General features: G+C 55.1%; 16 protein-coding genes. 3 read left to right on the top strand and 13 right to left on the bottom strand.

Annotated features, from left to right (window positions below; translation table 11 throughout):
• Nucleotides 1–16: 16 nt before the first annotated feature.
• Both AC2FNU_RS09120 and AC2FNU_RS09115 read left to right on the top strand, forming a co-directional pair.
• Nucleotides 17–1,552 carry an acyl-CoA carboxylase subunit beta gene (locus AC2FNU_RS09120; RefSeq protein WP_496787421.1) on the top strand — a complete coding sequence of 512 codons (1,536 nt, stop codon included), beginning with the start codon at nt 17–19 and terminating at the stop codon, nt 1,550–1,552.
• A gap of 9 nt (nt 1,553–1,561) precedes the next feature.
• Entirely contained in the window at nt 1,562–3,733 is a 2,172-nt protein-coding gene (locus AC2FNU_RS09115) for an acetate--CoA ligase family protein (RefSeq protein ID WP_496787419.1), read from the top strand.
• An 8-nt stretch (nt 3,734–3,741) separates the two neighbouring features.
• Here AC2FNU_RS09115 and AC2FNU_RS09110 read toward each other — a convergent pair whose 3' ends face one another.
• From AC2FNU_RS09110 to AC2FNU_RS09095, 4 genes are all read right to left on the bottom strand, one after another.
• On the bottom strand, nt 3,742–4,602 hold the full coding sequence (locus AC2FNU_RS09110; RefSeq protein ID WP_496787417.1) for a TrmB family transcriptional regulator: 861 nt from the start codon (nt 4,600–4,602) through the stop codon (nt 3,742–3,744).
• 82 nt (nt 4,603–4,684) lie between these two features.
• Nucleotides 4,685–5,248: a biotin transporter BioY gene (locus AC2FNU_RS09105; RefSeq protein WP_496787415.1), complete on the bottom strand. Its 564-nt coding sequence runs from the start codon at nt 5,246–5,248 to the stop codon at nt 4,685–4,687.
• Between the two features lie 6 nt (nt 5,249–5,254).
• Nucleotides 5,255–6,628 (bottom strand): acetyl-CoA carboxylase biotin carboxylase subunit, encoded by a 1,374-nt coding sequence (locus AC2FNU_RS09100; protein ID WP_496787414.1) that lies wholly within the window; start codon nt 6,626–6,628, stop codon nt 5,255–5,257.
• The gene (locus AC2FNU_RS09095) at nt 6,628–6,855 is read right to left on the bottom strand and encodes an acyl-CoA carboxylase biotin carboxyl carrier protein subunit (RefSeq protein WP_496787412.1); all 228 of its coding nucleotides are present in this window, start codon (nt 6,853–6,855) and stop codon (nt 6,628–6,630) included. Before AC2FNU_RS09095 ends, AC2FNU_RS09100 begins: the two co-directional genes overlap by 1 nt.
• 78 nt (nt 6,856–6,933) lie before the next feature.
• On the opposite strand from AC2FNU_RS09095, the gene AC2FNU_RS09090 reads away from it, so the two are divergent.
• Nucleotides 6,934–7,917 carry an NAD(P)H-quinone oxidoreductase gene (locus AC2FNU_RS09090; protein WP_496787410.1) on the top strand — a complete coding sequence of 328 codons (984 nt, stop codon included), beginning with the start codon at nt 6,934–6,936 and terminating at the stop codon, nt 7,915–7,917.
• 207 nt (nt 7,918–8,124) lie between these two features.
• Here AC2FNU_RS09090 and AC2FNU_RS09085 read toward each other — a convergent pair whose 3' ends face one another.
• The 9 genes from AC2FNU_RS09085 to AC2FNU_RS09045 form a co-directional block, all read right to left on the bottom strand.
• On the bottom strand, nt 8,125–9,825 hold the full coding sequence (locus AC2FNU_RS09085; RefSeq protein WP_496787408.1) for an amidohydrolase: 1,701 nt from the start codon (nt 9,823–9,825) through the stop codon (nt 8,125–8,127).
• 55 nt (nt 9,826–9,880) lie between these two features.
• A complete protein-coding gene (locus AC2FNU_RS09080) occupies nt 9,881–11,677 on the bottom strand; it encodes an amidohydrolase (RefSeq protein WP_496787406.1) in 1,797 nt (598 codons plus the stop codon).
• 67 nt (nt 11,678–11,744) lie between these two features.
• Nucleotides 11,745–12,152, bottom strand: a complete 408-nt coding sequence (locus tag AC2FNU_RS09075) for a hypothetical protein (protein WP_496787404.1) — start codon at nt 12,150–12,152, stop codon at nt 11,745–11,747.
• A 495-nt stretch (nt 12,153–12,647) separates the two neighbouring features.
• Complete coding sequence (locus tag AC2FNU_RS09070) at nt 12,648–13,286, bottom strand: class I SAM-dependent methyltransferase (protein WP_170574725.1); 639 nt, start codon at nt 13,284–13,286, stop codon at nt 12,648–12,650.
• A gap of 9 nt (nt 13,287–13,295) precedes the next feature.
• Nucleotides 13,296–14,042, bottom strand: a complete 747-nt coding sequence (pssA, locus tag AC2FNU_RS09065) for a CDP-diacylglycerol--serine O-phosphatidyltransferase (protein WP_170574727.1) — start codon at nt 14,040–14,042, stop codon at nt 13,296–13,298.
• 12 nt (nt 14,043–14,054) lie between these two features.
• On the bottom strand, nt 14,055–14,729 hold the full coding sequence (locus AC2FNU_RS09060) for a phosphatidylserine decarboxylase (protein WP_170574729.1): 675 nt from the start codon (nt 14,727–14,729) through the stop codon (nt 14,055–14,057).
• Nucleotides 14,730–15,034: 305 nt separating this feature from the next.
• Nucleotides 15,035–15,379 (bottom strand): type II toxin-antitoxin system RelE/ParE family toxin, encoded by a 345-nt coding sequence (locus AC2FNU_RS09055; RefSeq protein WP_496787402.1) that lies wholly within the window; start codon nt 15,377–15,379, stop codon nt 15,035–15,037.
• Nucleotides 15,369–15,626, bottom strand: a complete 258-nt coding sequence (locus tag AC2FNU_RS09050; RefSeq protein ID WP_170574733.1) for a ribbon-helix-helix domain-containing protein — start codon at nt 15,624–15,626, stop codon at nt 15,369–15,371. Before AC2FNU_RS09050 ends, AC2FNU_RS09055 begins: the two co-directional genes overlap by 11 nt.
• 74 nt (nt 15,627–15,700) lie before the next feature.
• Nucleotides 15,701–16,234, bottom strand: a complete 534-nt coding sequence (locus tag AC2FNU_RS09045; RefSeq protein ID WP_496787400.1) for a response regulator transcription factor — start codon at nt 16,232–16,234, stop codon at nt 15,701–15,703.
• Between the last annotated feature and the right edge of the window lie 164 nt (nt 16,235–16,398).

The following is a 16,398-nucleotide window of genomic DNA, read 5'->3' as shown; positions in this document are numbered from 1 at the left end:
AAAGGGAGTGGGTCAGATGGCGCATGAAGAGCTAATTCAGGAACTGGATCGTCGGCGCGCGGCAGCCTCCCGCATGGGTGGCGAGGCCAAGCTGGCAAAACGCGCGGCCAGCGGCAATCTCAATGCAGAGGAACGTCTGGCAAAGCTTGTCGATGACGGAAGTTTCATCGAATTGGGCCTGCTCGGGGCGTCTTCGTTTTCGCCAAAAGACGCGGAAAACACCCCGCGTGACGGCAAGTTAACCGGGTTTGGCCGGATTTCGGGCAGGGATGTCGGCGTTGTCGTGAATGACTTTACGACCAAGGGCGCGTCGACCGGAGCCACCAACTCAAAAAAGATGGGCTACATTCGCAAGACCTGCGTAGAACGGGGCATGCCTTTCCTGCATTTGGGTGAAAGCACTGGGGCGCGTTTGCCGGACGCAATGGGCTCTAAGGGAATGGGTCAGTTGCTTGGCAACGACACGTCGCAATTTCGAAGAATGCGCGAGGTTCCGTTTCTTTCGGCCGCGCTGAACACGTCCTTCGGTTCATCGGCCTGGATGTGCTGCATGGCCGACTTTTCTGTAATGAAGAAGGGCTCAATCATGTCGGTCTCCAGCCCCCGACTGGTATCGATGGCCATCGGGGAAAAAGTGGACCTCGAGGAACTAGGCGGTTGGCGTTTGCATGCGGAACAAACCGGGCTGATCGACCATTTTGTCAACACTGACGAAGAAGCCATGGAGGCGATGAAGACGTTTCTGTCTTACATGCCGAACCATAATGGTGAATTGCCCGCGCAGGCAGAGGTTCCCGAAGGGTCCGGCCTTAACCAAGACGCGATCCTGGACGTTCTGCCGGAAAAGCGTACGCAGGTTTACAACATGAAAAAGATCATCTCGACGATCGTCGATGATGGCAGCTTTTTCGAGATGAAGGCGCGCTTTGGAAAGTCCCTGGTCGTCGGGCTAGCGCGTCTGGACGGTAAAGTTGTTGGTATTGTTGCCAACAACCCGATTGTCGGCGGCGGGGCCTTGTCAGTGGAAGCGTGCCGCAAGGCGGTCGACTTTACGGTTCTTTGTGACAGTTTCAACATACCGCTGATCCGGTTGATGGACACACCGGGCTTTGTCGTCGGGACAGAAGCCGAAAGGCGCGGCGCGCCGGGTTGGATCATGAATTTCATGAACGCAACCTGCCTTACCACGGTACCGTCGATCACGGTTCTGTGCCGAAAGGGTTATGGGCGGGCCTATGTCGCCATGGGAGGCGGTGCTCATAACGACAGCATGGTTGCCTGGCCCACAGCCGAGATAAGCTTCATGGATCCCGTTTTTGCAACGAACATCGTTCACAACAAAACCGCGGGCGAAGGCGGTTTCGAAGAAGCGCTGGCTGACATCCAAAAGGACCTGGAGGTCTGGGACATGGCGCAAATCTTTTCTGCTCAGGATGTGATCAAGCCTCAGGAAACACGGGCTTACCTCATCAGAATGCTAGATGTTCATCGTCGGCGGCGATCGGGCGGTATCGGAGAACATCTGATGCGCACCTGGCCCACAAGTTACTGAGGCGTCCGGATGACCTATTCTGCTATCGACGCGGCGATTAAAGCCGGACGGTCCTCATTAAGTGAAGCGGAAGGCAAGGACCTTTTGGCTTCCATCGGGATCAGGGTTCCTAAATCTGTGGTTTTGAAGTCTGCAGACGATGCATCCCGCGAACTTGCGGCTTTTGACGGCCCGTTTGTCGCCAAAGTCGTGTCACCCGACATATTGCATAAATCCGACGCCGGGGGCGTTGCTTTGAATTTGGCAGACGCTGCCGCCGTGGCAGATGCAATCAGGTCCATGTCTGCGCGGCCCGGTATTGCCGAAGCGAATGTCGATGGTTGGCTTGTTGAGCAGATGGTTCCCAAAGGCCACGAGGTCGTCGTCGGCGGCTTTCGCGACCCACAGTTCGGGCCAATGATCATGGTCGGCTTGGGGGGTGTTTTTGTCGAAGTGCTGCAGGACGTGAGCTTTCGGATCTGTCCCATTTCCTTAGATGACGCACAGGCGATGCTGGATGAGCTTAAGGGAGCCGCAATTCTGAAAGGCGCACGCGGAGGGCTTCGGGCAGATTTCGGGGCACTTGTTGAGCTGATACTCAAAATCGGTGGAGCCGATGGTTTGCTGATGACTGCGGCTGACGAGGTTGTTGAGCTGGACCTGAACCCCGTTATCGTAAGCGAGCGCGAAGCGATTGCAGTGGACGCCAGGTTCATAATCGATACCACAACGGACGCCCAAACGACAGAAAAGAGAACAAAAAACGAAGCGATAGCAGCGATCAACGCGCTGTTTGAACCCAAGAACATCGCGGTCCTTGGCGCGTCGACCCGCGAAACGGCAATCGCGAACACCTTTATCCGGCGAATGGTAGACTTCGGCTACAATGGTGGGGTTTATCCAATTCATCCGAAGGCTGCAGAGATTGAAGGCTTCAAAGCCTATCCAGATCTGGCGTCGACCCCTGCGCCGGTAGATTACGCCTATGTGGCGATAGCGGCTGAGCGCATCCCAAATTCACTGGCCGCCGCTAATGGCAATTGCAAAGTTGCGCAAGTGATTTCATCGGGTTTTGCCGAAGTCGAAGAGGGCCGCGATCTGCAAGACGAACTTGTGGAAAAAGCGCGCAATGCCGGTGTGCGCGTGTTGGGGCCAAACTGCCTGGGTACTTATTCGCCCCGCGGTCGGTTGACCTTTCCTGTCGGTGCCCCGAAGGAAGCGGGCTCAATCGGGATCGTCGCCCAGTCTGGCGGTCTGTCAACCGACATTATCAAAAGGGGTCAGCACAGGGGGCTGCGGTTCAGCGGGCTTGTGACAATGGGCAACAGCTGTGATTTGAAGCCTGTTGATCTGCTTGAATTCTATCTGCAAGACCCGGCCACCCGAGCGATTGGCCTATACATTGAAGACATAAAGGATGGTCGAAGCTTCTTTGAAGCGTTGCGGTCCAAAGACGCAAAAAAACCGGTTGTAATCCTCAAAGGGGGGCGATCGTCGCAAGGTCGTCTTGCCGCGGCGTCCCACACTGGTGCTTTGGCGGGGGACGAAAAAGCATGGGATGCGCTGGCACAGCAGACGCGATCCGTTCTGGTGCCCAACTTGAACAAATTTCTGGACGTCCTGCTTGCGCTTCAATGCATGGAACTGCGTCCAGAGCGACCGACTAGGGAAATAGTCCTGTTTGGAAACGGTGGCGGTAGCAGCGTTCTGGGTACGGATGCGTTTTCGGATGTGGGCCTCAACGTAACGCCGTTCACCGGCACAGTCAGGCATGAGCTGGACGCGCTCGGGCTGCCGCCGGGCACAAGCGTCGCAAATCCGGTGGATGCACCGGTCCGTACCTTGCAAGAGAAGGATGGATGGGTCGCCGGAGATATTCTGAACATTATCTACGACCATGCCTCGATTGATGCTGTGGCCATGCACCTGAATCTTGCCGCATTTGTCGGCCGAGGTGACGTGGACCCGATCGGGAACCTGATCTCAGTGATTGAAAAACTTCAGTCGGACAGACCGGGACACGCGCATTTCGCGTTAGCTCTCAGAAGCGACGAGTCCGAAGCGCTGGAAGTCAAAAAGCGTGAGTATATGGAGCGCGCACGGGCCGCCAGCGTACCGGTGTTTTCAGAAATACCACAAATGGCTGCAGCTCTCGCGGCGGTTGCCCATCTTGAACGTCGTTTCCGCGCTATGGGAGAATGACAGCCGGCCTATTCCTTTAGCCCTGTCTTCTCCTGAAACGAGGTGATCTGATCGGGCGTAAAGCTGTTTTGCCTCAGGCTTTGCAAATGGGGCCCGAACGACGTGTCGAGTTCGCTCTTATACTTGGCGAAAATTTCAGCCATGTAATAGTCGTGCCGGATAAGTGACAGCGCCATTTTTACGACCGCCTGGTTTTGTGTATGGGCCGCGCGCACCTGATCCTGTTCGTTCGCCGTCAGCATTTCGTTGTGGTCTACAACAACAGTGAACAGGTTGTCGGCGGATCCCATTCGAACGCCGCTCGCTTCGTGAACCAGGATGCTGCATTTGTCAGTGAACCGATAGTCGTGCACATTCGTCCCAAAAAGAATGACCATCAACTCGACGCCACGCTTTTCGGTGGCTTTGCGCAAAGCACTTTTATGTGCCTCCATCAGGTCTGTGTCACCTTTGATCCAAATGCTTTGTTCCGCCGCATCGATCATGTCGCTTACCCGCTGATCAACGTTTTTGGTGCCTTCAAGCATCCAGACGTAACTCTCGGCATGCGGAGCGCTGAGGTTGGACAGCTTGTCCACCACGTCGTCACAAAGAAGCTGGGTTTCGCTTGCGATCTTTCCAAAGAAGGTATCTGGTTCTTTCGCGACATAACGCGCCGGTTTCTCACTGATCGGCATAACCGCGCCACGATCTGTCAAAGCCTCCAACGCCGTGTATGTATTGGGCCTGGGCACTCCGGACTTTTTGGCCAATTCATATGCGGTCGAAGGTTGCGAGCTGACCAGAGCAAGGAAAACTCTGGCTTCGTATTCGGTCAGGCCGAGCTGCCGCATGTCATTCAGCAACCCATCGTTCTTTGAGATCGTCAAACCGTGCTCCTTGTTTGTGAGGCGACGGTAACGAATGTAAGGGCCGAGTTAAAGTCGGCCCTTTCGGTATTGAACCGATTGATCAGGCCTTGCTCAGAAAACTACTCCCGCCTCTGACAATCAGTGCGACCAGTGCGCCTTTTACGACTGCGCCAGGCAGGAACGGAAGCACTCCGCTGGTCCAGGCGGCGTTTGTGCCCACAAACCATGCGAGCCAAATAAATCCGGGCAAAAACACCAAAACGGTTGCGAGTGTAATCGCACCGAGCATGCCACCTGTGGTCTTGGTGTGCCCACTGTCCGCCGCGTATCCAAGGAACCCGGCCGCGAGCACAAAGCCAATCAAATACCCTGTGGTCGGACCGGCAAAGTAAGCAAGGCCACCCCCTGACGCGAAGACCGGCAGCCCCAACGCGCCTTGCAACAGATAAAGCAGCAGGGTCGCCGTTGCCAACCGCGCGCCATAAGCAAGGCCGACGATCATCACCGCAAGCGTTTGCAGCGTCATAGGCACCGGCCACATTGGAACCTGCACTCTGGCCGACAACGCGATCATCGCCGCGCCGACGAACGCCAGAATTAGTCCCTTGGTGAACGTGTCTGGCCGGGTGATCGACAAAATGGGATCTGTGACGGTGCGTGTCATGACCTGTTATCCTTTCTTCGATGGAATTAAGTCTGAGGCATACTCTTCGATGAACCCTGTATGCACATCACCCGCCGCGAAGGCCGGATGTGAAAGCGCCTCAATCAAAAAGTCTCGGTTTGTCTGAATTCCGGCGATGTTCACCTGCGTCAGCGCGTCGATTGAATTGGCTATGGCCTCATCCCGGGTTGCACCTGATGCAATTATCTTGGCGATCATCGGGTCATAGTTTGGTGTTACATCATCCCCTTCCACATAGGCTGCGTCGATGCGCAAATTCTGGCGTTCTTCGGGGACCGAGAATTGCTCGAGAACTCCGGGCGACGGAAAGAAGCGCATGCGTGGGCTTTCGGCGTACAGTCGACATTCGATCGCGGCACCAGCCGTTTCGACATCGGTTTGCTTAAGCGCTGTATGCGTACCCAGCGCGAGTTCCAGCTGCATCGCGACCAGATCAAGGCCCGTGACCATCTCAGTAACCGGGTGTTCCACCTGAATTCGAGTGTTCATTTCAAGGAAGTAGAATTCTTCGGTCTCCGCGTCGACAATGAACTCAATAGTACCGGCGCCTGCGTATTTTGTATGTTCCACAAGGGAAACGGCTGCACCCGTCATCGCCTTTCGCGTCGTTTCACTGAGTTTCGGTGCCGGGCTTTCTTCAATGACTTTCTGGTATCTCCGCTGAAGCGAGCAATCGCGCTCGAACAAATGGATACCCGTTCCGTTTCCATAGCCGAAGATCTGAATTTCAACATGACGTGCCTTTGGGATAAAACGTTCCAGAAAGATGGAACCGTCACCAAAGGCATTTGCGGCCATTGACTGGGTGGCGGCAGCGGTTTTCTCAAGATCGCTGGCCGCGCTTACCTTCTGCATGCCAATGCCGCCGCCACCGGCGGACGCCTTAACCAACAACGGGTATCCGACAGAGTCACCTGCTTGAACGATGCCGTCTAGTTCGCCATCGGCGAAACGATCGCTGCCGGGGACGACCGGAACACCGGCGTCGATAGCGATGTTGCGAGCGCGTTGTTTGTCCCCCATCGCCCGGATCGTGTCAGGTGCCGGTCCGACCCATCTTGCACCGGTGTCGGCGACCGCTTCGGCAAACTCCGCGTTCTCTGCCAAAAAGCCATAGCCTGGATGAACTGCTGTCGCCTGTGTTTGCTTCAATGCTGCAAGCAGAGCCGGGTGATTTAGGTAGCTGGCTTTGGGTGATGCTTCACCGATACGGATCGCTTCGTCAGCTTCCTTAACAAAACTCAGATCGGCGTCGGCGTCCGAATATACAGCAACCGAGGCAAGGCCCAATCTGCGACACGAACGGATGACGCGCCGCGCGATCTCGCCTCTGTTGGCTACAAGCACTTTCTGGGTCATCAATCAGAGACCTCGATCCGTGCCACAACTTCACCCTGCTTAACGACCGCATCAGGTTCGGTTAGTATCTCTAAAACACGTCCTGTTTCTGGTGCTGCCACAGGTATTTCCATCTTCATCGACTCAAGGATCATTATCGGCTCGTCTTCTTCGATTTCGTCACCAACTGCTACGATGATCTTCCATACGTTCCCGGTAATTTCTGTAAGGACGTCCACTACGGCCATGCTCTTCTCCTATGCAGCGCAGCTTTACTGTATCTCTAAAAAATAGTAGTAGCAATAACAACTACGATAGGAGATGTAATGCCTAAACCCAAAATGCGCGTTGTTGAAATGGAAACGGCAGGTGGTCCGGATGTTCTCGTCCAAAAGGAACGAACGGTTCCTGTTCCACTTGAAAACGAAGTTCTGATTCAGGTTGCGGCGGCCGGTGTAAATGGTCCTGACTTGGTACAACGCCGCGGGCATTACCCGCCGCCCAAGGGCGCAAGTGACCTACTAGGGCTGGAAGTGTCGGGCCAGATTGCGGAGTGCGGTTCCAAAGTAACCCGTTGGTCGGTTGGGGATAAAGTCTGTGCACTTACAAATGGCGGTGGCTATGCCGAGTATGTCGCCGTCATCGATGACCATTGCCTGCCCATTCCCAATGGGGTGCCACTGGAAGACGCAGCAGGTTTACCAGAGACATACTTCACAGTCTGGAGCAACATCTTCTTCAACTCTCACTTTGCTCAGGGCGCCAACTTTCTTGTTCAAGGCGGGGCAGGGGGCATCGGTTCTACAGCCTTGCAGCTTGGGAAGGTCATGGGGCTGACCGTGTTCGCAACCGCTGATGGCCAAGATGACTGCATGTATTGCGAAAGCATTGGGGCGGATCGCGCAATCGATTTCCGAAGCGAAGACTTCGTTTCAATTCTCAGGGACGCAGGTGGCGCGGACATCGTATTGGACATAATTGGCGGAGATTATGTGTCAAAACATATAAAAGCTTGCCGACACGATGCGCGTATTGTGTCGATTGCCTTTAATGCTGGATCTAAAGTTCATATCGACCTAATGCCGATGATGTTGAAACGCCTGTCAATGACCGGCTCAACTCTGCGATCAAGACCCAACGCATTCAAAGCTGCCGTTGCACGCGACCTTGAAAAACAAATCTGGCCTGCATTTGCCTCCGGATCTCTAAAGGTTGTCACGCATAGAAAAATACCGCTGTCCGAAGCACGAAATGCTCATGCTGCAATGGAAGCGGCCAGTCATCGTGGAAAACTCCTATTGGTCCCCTAGAAGCAGGATACTGAAAATGTTAAGCGCTGTAGACCGCCGCTATAAATATGCGAAAGGTTCGTCATTCGCTTGAAGGCAATGTCCGAGTTGAATCCGAAAAAAAATACATAGATGGTTCCCGGTCGATACGGCGCACGGAGTTTGAAATCCAAGGCCAGACACCGCTAGCTGGCAGTTCCGGCGTTTTCAAAGTCAGCACCGCCAACTTCAAGGCGTTGGCACACCGGGCGCGCCGTAGGCAATGACTGGAGACCAATCGGGAAGTTCCGCAAGCGGTTCGGGGCCAAAGGCCGCGAATGCATCTTTGGCATGTACAATCTTTCCGCCGGTGAGGGTAAGGTCGGACGAGATGTCGGCGATTTCATCTTCGGCCACGGTAAAGTAATCCCGGTCCAACACGGCAAGGTCGGCGAACTGGCCCGATTTCAACTGGCCTTTCTTGCCCTGTTCACGGCTAAACCAGGCCCCCGCCGCGGTCCAGTGGCGCAACGCATCCTCGCGGCTGATCCTGTTTTCGGGGGACCAGATCATATCGCCGCCACGCCCTTTGCCCGAAACCGCCCAGTGGATCGCAAGCCAAGGGTTATAAGACGACACGCGCGTGGCGTCGGTTCCGGCGGCCAGCGGTACGCCCGATGCCATCATCTTTTTCACCGGTGCAACCTCACGCAGCGCCGCCTCTCCGTACCGATCGCGGTAGGCGGTGGTCTGAAAGGCGATACGGTTCTGGTAGGAGATGCCGCCACCAAGCCGCGCGACCCATTCCATGGTTTTCTCAGACACAGTCTCGCCGTGGTCGAAAATCCAGTTGAGCTCTTCAATGCCCTTGTCGCGGCCTACTTCCTCGACCAGTGACAAAAGACGATGGGCGCTTTCTTCGTAGGTGCAGTGGAAGCGGATCGGCCAGCGGTTTTCGAACAGGAACTCCAGCACCGGTTTCAGATCGCTTTCCATACGTTTCGGGAGTTCGGGGCGGGGGTAGGAGAAGTCCTCGAAATCATAGGCCGAGGCGACCAGCATCTCGCCCGCACCGACGCATTTCAGGAAATCGTCGCCCTGATCCGGCTTTACGATGTCATTCCAGCGCTTGAAGTCATCGAGCTCCAGCGTCGGGCGTTGCGCGAACAGCTGATACCCGATCCGAACGGTCTGTTCGCCACGGCGGTTCAGTTCACTGATCACACCGTAATCGTCCGGGTAATTCAGAAACCCACCCGCGCAATCCAGCGCCGAGGTCAGGCCCAGCCCATTCAGCGCCCGGAAATAGTGTTTGGTCGACAGCAACTGCTGTTCAAAATCCAGCTTGGGGGCCATGTCGAGCAGCGCATAGAGGGGCTGGGCATTGGGGCGTGCCAGGGCCAAGCCGGTCGGATTGCCGTTATCGTCACGCTCTAGGCGGCCCGAAACGAAAGGTTCGTAATAGTGGCCGTCAATCCCAAGTGCGCGCAACGCCGCCTTGTTCAGCCAGGCCCGATCATAAAGGTGCAGGACGTAAACCGGCACGTCGGGCGCGACAGCATTGATTTCGTCGATTGTTGGAAGCCGTTTTTCGGCGAACTGATCCGCCGACCAGCCGCCCACCACGCGGATCCACTGACCGGCGGGCGTGCGCTGCGCCTGCGCCTTGAGCATGGCCAGACCGTCCGCCAGCGAGGGCACGTGATCCCAGCGCAGTTCCATGGCAAAGTTGTTGCCCTGCCGGATTATATGCGTGTGGCTGTCGATCAGACCAGGGATCACGCGACGACCCTGAAGATCAATCGCTTCGACTCCATCGGCATCCGCCATGATGTCCGAGTCGCTGCCAATTGCCTCGATCGTGTCGCCCGTGATCGCGATGGCGCTCGCTTCTGGTCGATCAGGATCGAAGGTCGTGATGCGCCCGTTATAAAGAAAAAGATCAGCCATCCTGCGTCTCCGTCAAAGGGTTGGGTGGGGCCCCGGGGCCGGTGCCCGTCTCGTTTCAGAAAACCGTCAGCGGTTGCGTCTGTTGCAGGATCACAGGCGACCAGTCCGGGCTGATCGGCGGGATATGCCGCAGATCCTGATGCGCAAAGGCACCCGCGCCATAGACGACCTCGCCACCCATCACCGTCAGGTCGGATTTCAGCTTGGCAATCTCGGCATCCGTCACGGTAAAGTAATCCCGGTCGAGCACGGCGAAGTCCGCCAACTGACCCGGCGTGATCGCGCCCTTGCGGCCTGCGTCGCCAGTGAACCAGGCGGACCCGTTGGTCCACAGGCGCAGGGCTTCTTCGCGGCTCAGCAGGTTGGCATCGTCGTACATCGGCATCCCCCCGCGCGAGAGGCCGGTGGTCATCCACTGGATCGAGAACCACGGGTTGAACGAGGTCACACGCGTCGCATCCGTGCCGCCGCCCACAGGTACACCGAGATCAAGGATGGCGCGGAAATTGGGCGTGGTTTTCAGCTTTTCCACCCCGTAGTTCGCCACAAAGTCCTCGGCCTGGAACTGAATGCGGTTTTGCAGCGTAATGCCGCCGCCAAGCGCCGCGATGCGTTCCAGATTGCGTTGGCTGAAGGTCTCTACATGTTCGATGAACCACCCCGGGGTCAGACCCGCGCCTTTCGCGACGTCCTCATAGACCGGCAGCAAACGGTCCCCTGTTTCCTCATAGGTGATGTGCTGACGGAACGGCCAGCCGTTTTCACCCAATACGGTCATGATCTCGCGCTGATAATCTTCCGCACCCGCATCGATGTCCGGGCGCGCATCCGCGAATATCTCATAGTCATAAGACGCCCAGGCCAAGTTCTCACCGGCTCCGACGAACTTCAGCAGATCGTTGCCGGTTCCCGCCTGTGTGCTGGCGGTCCATTTTTGATAGTCCGACAGCTCCTGCCCTTTGTGCTGCGGGAAGGAGTGGTAGCCAATACGGACGCTTTGCAGACCCGCATCATGCATCCAGCCAATGACGCGATAAGGGTCGGCATCCGGGAACTCCATCCCGCCGCCGCCCGCATCCGAAACCGACGTGATGCCGAGGCCGTTTAGTGTGTCGAAATACTGCTGCGAGCTGTTGATCTGATCGCGGATCGACAGTTTGGGCGCCGATGCCAGCGTGCGATACATGACCAGACCCGAGGGCGCCGCAAGCAAACGACCCGTCGCGGTCCCGTCCACGTCCTTTTCGATGATACCACCGGGATATTCTGGGTGGCCGGTTTTGTCATACCCGTACCATTCCACAGCTTTCGTATTCAGCAGGGTGAGCTTGTATAGGTAGTGGATCAGAACGGGATGATTGGGTGCCACCGCGTCCAGTTCGGCGACTGTGGGCAGGCGTTTTTCCTTGAACTGGAACTCGCTGAATCCTCCAGCGACACGAATGAACTGACCTTCAGGCGTACGTTCCGCCTGCAGCCGCAACAGATGTAGTGCCTCTTCCAGGCTGTCGACACCGTCCCAGCGAACCTCAAGATTGTAGTTCACCGCCCCGCGGATCGCGTGGGTGTGGCTGTCATTTAAACCGGGGATCACCCGCTGACCTCGAGCGTTAATGACTTGGGTGAACGGACCGATCAGAGGGCGGATTTCTTCGTCACTGCCAACGGCGACGAACTTACCATCTTTTGAAGCCAGAGCCGAGGCTTCTGGTCTGGCCGGTGCCATCGTAGTGATTTTGCCGTTAACCAAAACCAGATCGGCCGTTTGAGTCTGGGCGGCTGCAGAAAGAGGTGCGGCAACAAGGGTAGCGGTTCCCGCCAAGAGCTGGCGGCGGTCAATCTGAGTTAGCATGGTCGGTCACCTCGGTTCAGAGCGAAAGGGAGATACGCGCAGCCAGACTGGTTAGTCGGCATCAAGATCATTTTCGGTATTGCTCAGAATTATGAGGTGGACCTGCACAAGTTGCTTGAGCAACTGTATAGATTTCATGAGCAACTTCGCGTGCTCCGTCAGAAGCGAAAACTGTGGCACTAGCTACTGTCCGCAAAGCTGAAATGCCAGTCTTTATCGGACTGTTCCGTGTCTCGAACCGCCAAGTGTTTCTTACTGGTGCGGTTTTTTTCGGTTTGTCTGTAAAGTTAAAAACATTTGAGGATGGCCATTGAAACTGCGGAAAACTAGAGCCGGAAGACTTATGTTTTTTTGTATCGGTCAAATTTCTTGCGCGCGCAATCCGACTTGAGTTTACAGTTGGGATTGAGATGATTTCCCATACTTGTAGCTCGGTCGGCTTTTCTACAAATTCCTTTTCAGTCGTGCGGTTCAAACCGATCTCCTTGCACGTGCCAAGTTTGAGTAAACCCGGACCAAAAGGCACCTCAACAATCCACAATTCGCGAGACACAGTAGCGCTTAGTTTAACCCTGGTTGGGCGCTGTTAACCGGGAGCAGATAAGCCTACTAGACCACATCCCTCCAAGCCACTGCGTCTTTAAGTTTGCTGTGATGTTCATGATCTTGCGAGATAGCGAGCATTATTGCCGATAACTCGTCAAAACTACGATTGCGAAGTTTGCAATTACTTTTAACGATGGTATCGCTTGGCTCATAAAAAACCAAAGAGACTTACTGTCTGACGTCTCGCTGCTTTCTACCATTCTTGATCGAAATAGAAAGAAGCGAGTTATCCGTTTGTGAGTTTTTCAAACAGTAGTTGCACTTCTAGGATTACGATTCCAAACACACCGCAAACCCTTGTAAGCGAAACTATGTTAAATTAGAAATGACGTTGTTAAGCACGTCGTCTGGGGGCGCTTCAAGCTCATTTACAAGACCATTGCGCGACCGCTGATTTCCTCAAAACCAGAAAAGTCATCATACCCATCGGCGGAAGAGGTCTTTGCTCATCAACAGCAAGGGCTTTCTCTTGCAGAACCGTTTCGATTTTGAAATCAGAATGCCAACCGATTGTATTTGCCAGTGGGGCAAAAACGCTTTCCAGAGATGCAAGCAAACCCCGCTCTCGTTGGAAATGGTTGATAATCACCACCCTTCCACCCGGCTTGCAAACCCGCGCTATTTCCGCCATCACCCTTTCCGGTTCCGGAACGACCGACAGCACATGCATCGCTGCGACCGTATCGAAATGGTTATCTGGAAAATCAAGCATGCGAGCATCCATTTGCCGTAGCTCGGCAACATGTTCCAGCGATAGATCTTTCACTTTGTCGCGCGCCTTTTGCAGCATTTCTTCGCTGAAATCGATTCCTGTTACCTGCGTCTCTGGCCCGTAGTGTTCCAGTGACAACCCGGTTCCCACGCCAACCTCCAGCAACTTACCTGGGTGTCTATTGATATAATCAACAGCGTGCTGCCGCCCGACATTGGTAACCGCCCCAAACGTCTTGTCATAGATGGGCGCCCAGCGAGCATAAGAAGTTTGAACGGCTTTGAGATCCATTTCGAGTCCTTAATGGTTAGAAGGTACTTTCTTGTCCAGCCAGGCCCAGGCGACCATTCCCACATACCCGCCACAAAGCGCGATCAGCGTGACCCAGGCAAAGGTCAGCAGAGCGGTCCCCACAACAGCGACACCGATGAGAAAATACTTAACGTTCTCACGGGAGACCCTTGTGGTTTTGAAAGACCAGGTCGGAATGCGGCTGATGAGCAAAAGGCCAATGATCACCATGTAGAGGCATATCAATATGCTGGGTAGCAATGGGGCATCCGCGAAAGCAAAGGACAGATACATTGGCAACATGACCAGCAGTGCCCCTGCGGGAGCCGGAACCCCTTCGAAATAGGCGTTGTCCTGATCGCAGGTCTCGGATTTGCCACCCACGTTAAACCGCGCCAGGCGCATGACACAGCACACTGCAAAAAACAGAACGGCAATCCACGCCGCGCTGCGTATATCCTGCAAGGCCCAGAAATAGAGAACGAGCGGTGGCGCGACCCCGAAGTTCAGGAAATCTGCAAGTGAGTCCAGCTCCGCCCCCAGTTTGCTGTCACTGCTGAGAAGGCGGGCAATGCGGCCATCCAGCCCATCCAGCACACAGGCGGCAATAATGAGCTGCACCGCGAGCACGTAGTTGCCCTGAACGCCAAATCTGATTGCAGACAGGCCCGCGCAAATGGCTGTTATGGTCAGCGCATTTGGCAGCAAATGGATTAGCGCAAACCCGGTCTCTTCCTGTTCGGATGGTTCTGCCACTGATCCAGCCACCTACTTTTCTTCGGGTCTGTGCAAACTGGCAAGGACGGTTTCGCCCGCAATCATCGTTTGCCCGACACGCACCTGCGGGTCCACGCCATCAGGAAGATATAAATCCAGCCGAGACCCGAAACGGATCAATCCAAATCGCTCTCCGGTTTGCAGCGCGTCGCCCGGTTTCACGAAGCAGACGATCCGTCTGGCCACCAGGCCGGCAATTTGGACAACGGCCAGGTCCTGACCATTCCCCATCCGAATACACAGGCTGTTGCGCTCGTTATCGGCACTGGCCTTGTCCAGAGAAGCATTGAAAAACTTGCCGGGGCGGTAGGCAACAGCGGTAATCTCACCTTCAATAGGCGTTCGGTTCACATGACAGTTGAAGACACTCATGAACACACTGACACGGGTAAGAGGCGTGTCGGGCATCCCAAGCTCGTTCGGAGGTACCGCTGCTTCGATCAGCGAAACCACCCCATCCGCCGGGCTGACGATCAGGCCTTCTCCTGTCGGTGGTACGCGTTCCGGGTCGCGAAAGAAATAGTAACACCAGATCGTGAGGCCGATGCCAATCCAGCCCAGAATGTCGGACAGTAGAAACAGACCGACCGTTATGGCAGCAAAGATCGCGACAAACCGAATGCCTTCGGGATGCATCGGTTTGATGAACGTGTCGCGCATGCGCATCGCAAGCTTTCCCTTAGGTCAATTTACAGCACGTTCATAAGTGGATTGGTGGGGAACGCAAGTGCGACGGGTGCAGACAGTTCATCCTTTGATGATATCTGATGCACACGTGCTGATCGCAGTTGTCACCGCATGTCTCGACGATCTCATTGCCGTCCATGTCGAACTCAATTGCCAAGTCAAATGCCTGAACCACTCGAAATCTCCCGAGTTCCGGACAATCCGACCTTCTTCAAAGGTAATCAACTCATGAGGACTACCGGCCCAACGTGTGATCCTGCTGCGCGCCAATGGGCGCGTTGGGGTTAGGACAGTAGTCTCAGCAGAATGTGTGCATCGTGGTTTTGACCACTATAGAAGACGGCGAGCACCCGAACGACCTGTTCGTCATCGTCGACTTCAAAATAGATAATCGCTTTGTTCTTGGTTACGTTCCGAATGCCATTGCCGAGATGCGGTCGTAGCGTGCCTTGGTGTGGAACTTTAACTAGGCTCTCGAGGCTCTCCTGAACCTCGATAACGCGTTTCTCAGCGCGCAGAAATGCGGTCTCCAGGTCTTCGCCAAAGTGCTCACCGGTTTCGACAAGATAGTCAAATATGAGATCAAGATCTGCGGTGACTTCTTCGGCGCGAACGACTTTATAAACCACGCGCGGCCCGCTTACGTGCGATCATGTCTTCGGAGCGCTTTTTACCTTCTTCGAGAGTAACGAAAGTGCCGTTACGACGCTGATCCAGTAGCTCTCGCAGTGCGTCAGTGTTTTGCGATTGTTCACGCATTAGTTCAAGCCCATGTTGAAGCACGGCGGACAGGCTAGCGTAGTGACCCTGGGCGACCAGATTCCGCGCGTAGGCGTCTTGTGACTCAGTCAGGGATATTGATGCTTTGACACTCATATCATGCCTCATATGTACTACTGAGTAGTATAAAAGTGAAGTGAGCTGTTGTCAATATTGCACGCCAACGTCGTTCAAAGGTATCTGATCCGCACGCTTTGATCCCGGTTGAGCCCAAGTTCTTCGAGGATCCTTTCGGCATCCAAATTGAAGTCCTTGGCAAATTCTTGCACCTGAACCGCCTGAAAGCTATCATGATTCCGCACCGTCCGACCTTCTTCGAAGGTGATCAACTCGTGTGATTTTCCGGACCAACGCACGATCCCGCCGCAAAGGGTCTGTCTTTCAGCATCCGCAAGTTCGGCAACCGGGTCGGCAAAGAAGTCGGTCCATTTGAGAATACCTGTGCTGACAGCTCGCGCCACCGCCTGTTCTGTTGTCCTGCACTTGAGCTTGGTGACGATCGACGATGTCAAAGTATGCACCATTCTGGAGGAGAGCCCTGTCTGGCGGGCAATAACGGATGGGACCAGCCCCGAGGCGAGCATCTTCAACACATCCATCTCTTGGTTAGACAGCGCATCCGTAGGAAAGTTGAAAACCGTATCAATCACGTCGAGCGCAAGCAGGTGCAGGACCTGCGCCTCATGACGAAGGGCAGGGAGCATCTTTGCGACCTGGGCGTCCCACTCGGAACGGGGCAGATTGGACGTAACCGTAATGAACGGCCTCATCTGACTGGTCCAATTTGATTGTTAGTGCATCATCGGCCTTTGATCCATCGGGATGATGGTTTCGGGTGCTGGCGCGCGATAGCCCAGTGCACTGTGGG

Source organism: Ruegeria sp. BHSB064 (genome assembly GCF_059613205.1).
Note: the sequence above shows the minus strand (reverse complement) of the source record. Positions and strands in the feature narration are given on the sequence as shown.

Coding starts and splice junctions, on each gene's coding strand:
- AC2FNU_RS09105 (WP_496787415.1), bottom strand. CDS start 5,248: ATGACACGCACCGTCACAGATCCCATTTTGTCGATCACCCGGCCAGAC.
- AC2FNU_RS09070 (WP_170574725.1), bottom strand. CDS start 13,286: ATGGATCTCAAAGCCGTTCAAACTTCTTATGCTCGCTGGGCGCCCATC.
- AC2FNU_RS09085 (WP_496787408.1), bottom strand. CDS start 9,825: ATGGCTGATCTTTTTCTTTATAACGGGCGCATCACGACCTTCGATCCT.
- AC2FNU_RS09045 (WP_496787400.1), bottom strand. CDS start 16,234: ATGCTCCCTGCCCTTCGTCATGAGGCGCAGGTCCTGCACCTGCTTGCG.
- AC2FNU_RS09100 (WP_496787414.1), bottom strand. CDS start 6,628: ATGACCCAGAAAGTGCTTGTAGCCAACAGAGGCGAGATCGCGCGGCGC.
- AC2FNU_RS09080 (WP_496787406.1), bottom strand. CDS start 11,677: ATGCTAACTCAGATTGACCGCCGCCAGCTCTTGGCGGGAACCGCTACC.
- AC2FNU_RS09090 (WP_496787410.1), top strand. CDS start 6,934: ATGCCTAAACCCAAAATGCGCGTTGTTGAAATGGAAACGGCAGGTGGT.
- AC2FNU_RS09060 (WP_170574729.1), bottom strand. CDS start 14,729: ATGCGCATGCGCGACACGTTCATCAAACCGATGCATCCCGAAGGCATT.
- AC2FNU_RS09095 (WP_496787412.1), bottom strand. CDS start 6,855: ATGGCCGTAGTGGACGTCCTTACAGAAATTACCGGGAACGTATGGAAG.
- AC2FNU_RS09115 (WP_496787419.1), top strand. CDS start 1,562: ATGACCTATTCTGCTATCGACGCGGCGATTAAAGCCGGACGGTCCTCA.
- AC2FNU_RS09120 (WP_496787421.1), top strand. CDS start 17: ATGGCGCATGAAGAGCTAATTCAGGAACTGGATCGTCGGCGCGCGGCA.
- AC2FNU_RS09050 (WP_170574733.1), bottom strand. CDS start 15,626: ATGAGTGTCAAAGCATCAATATCCCTGACTGAGTCACAAGACGCCTAC.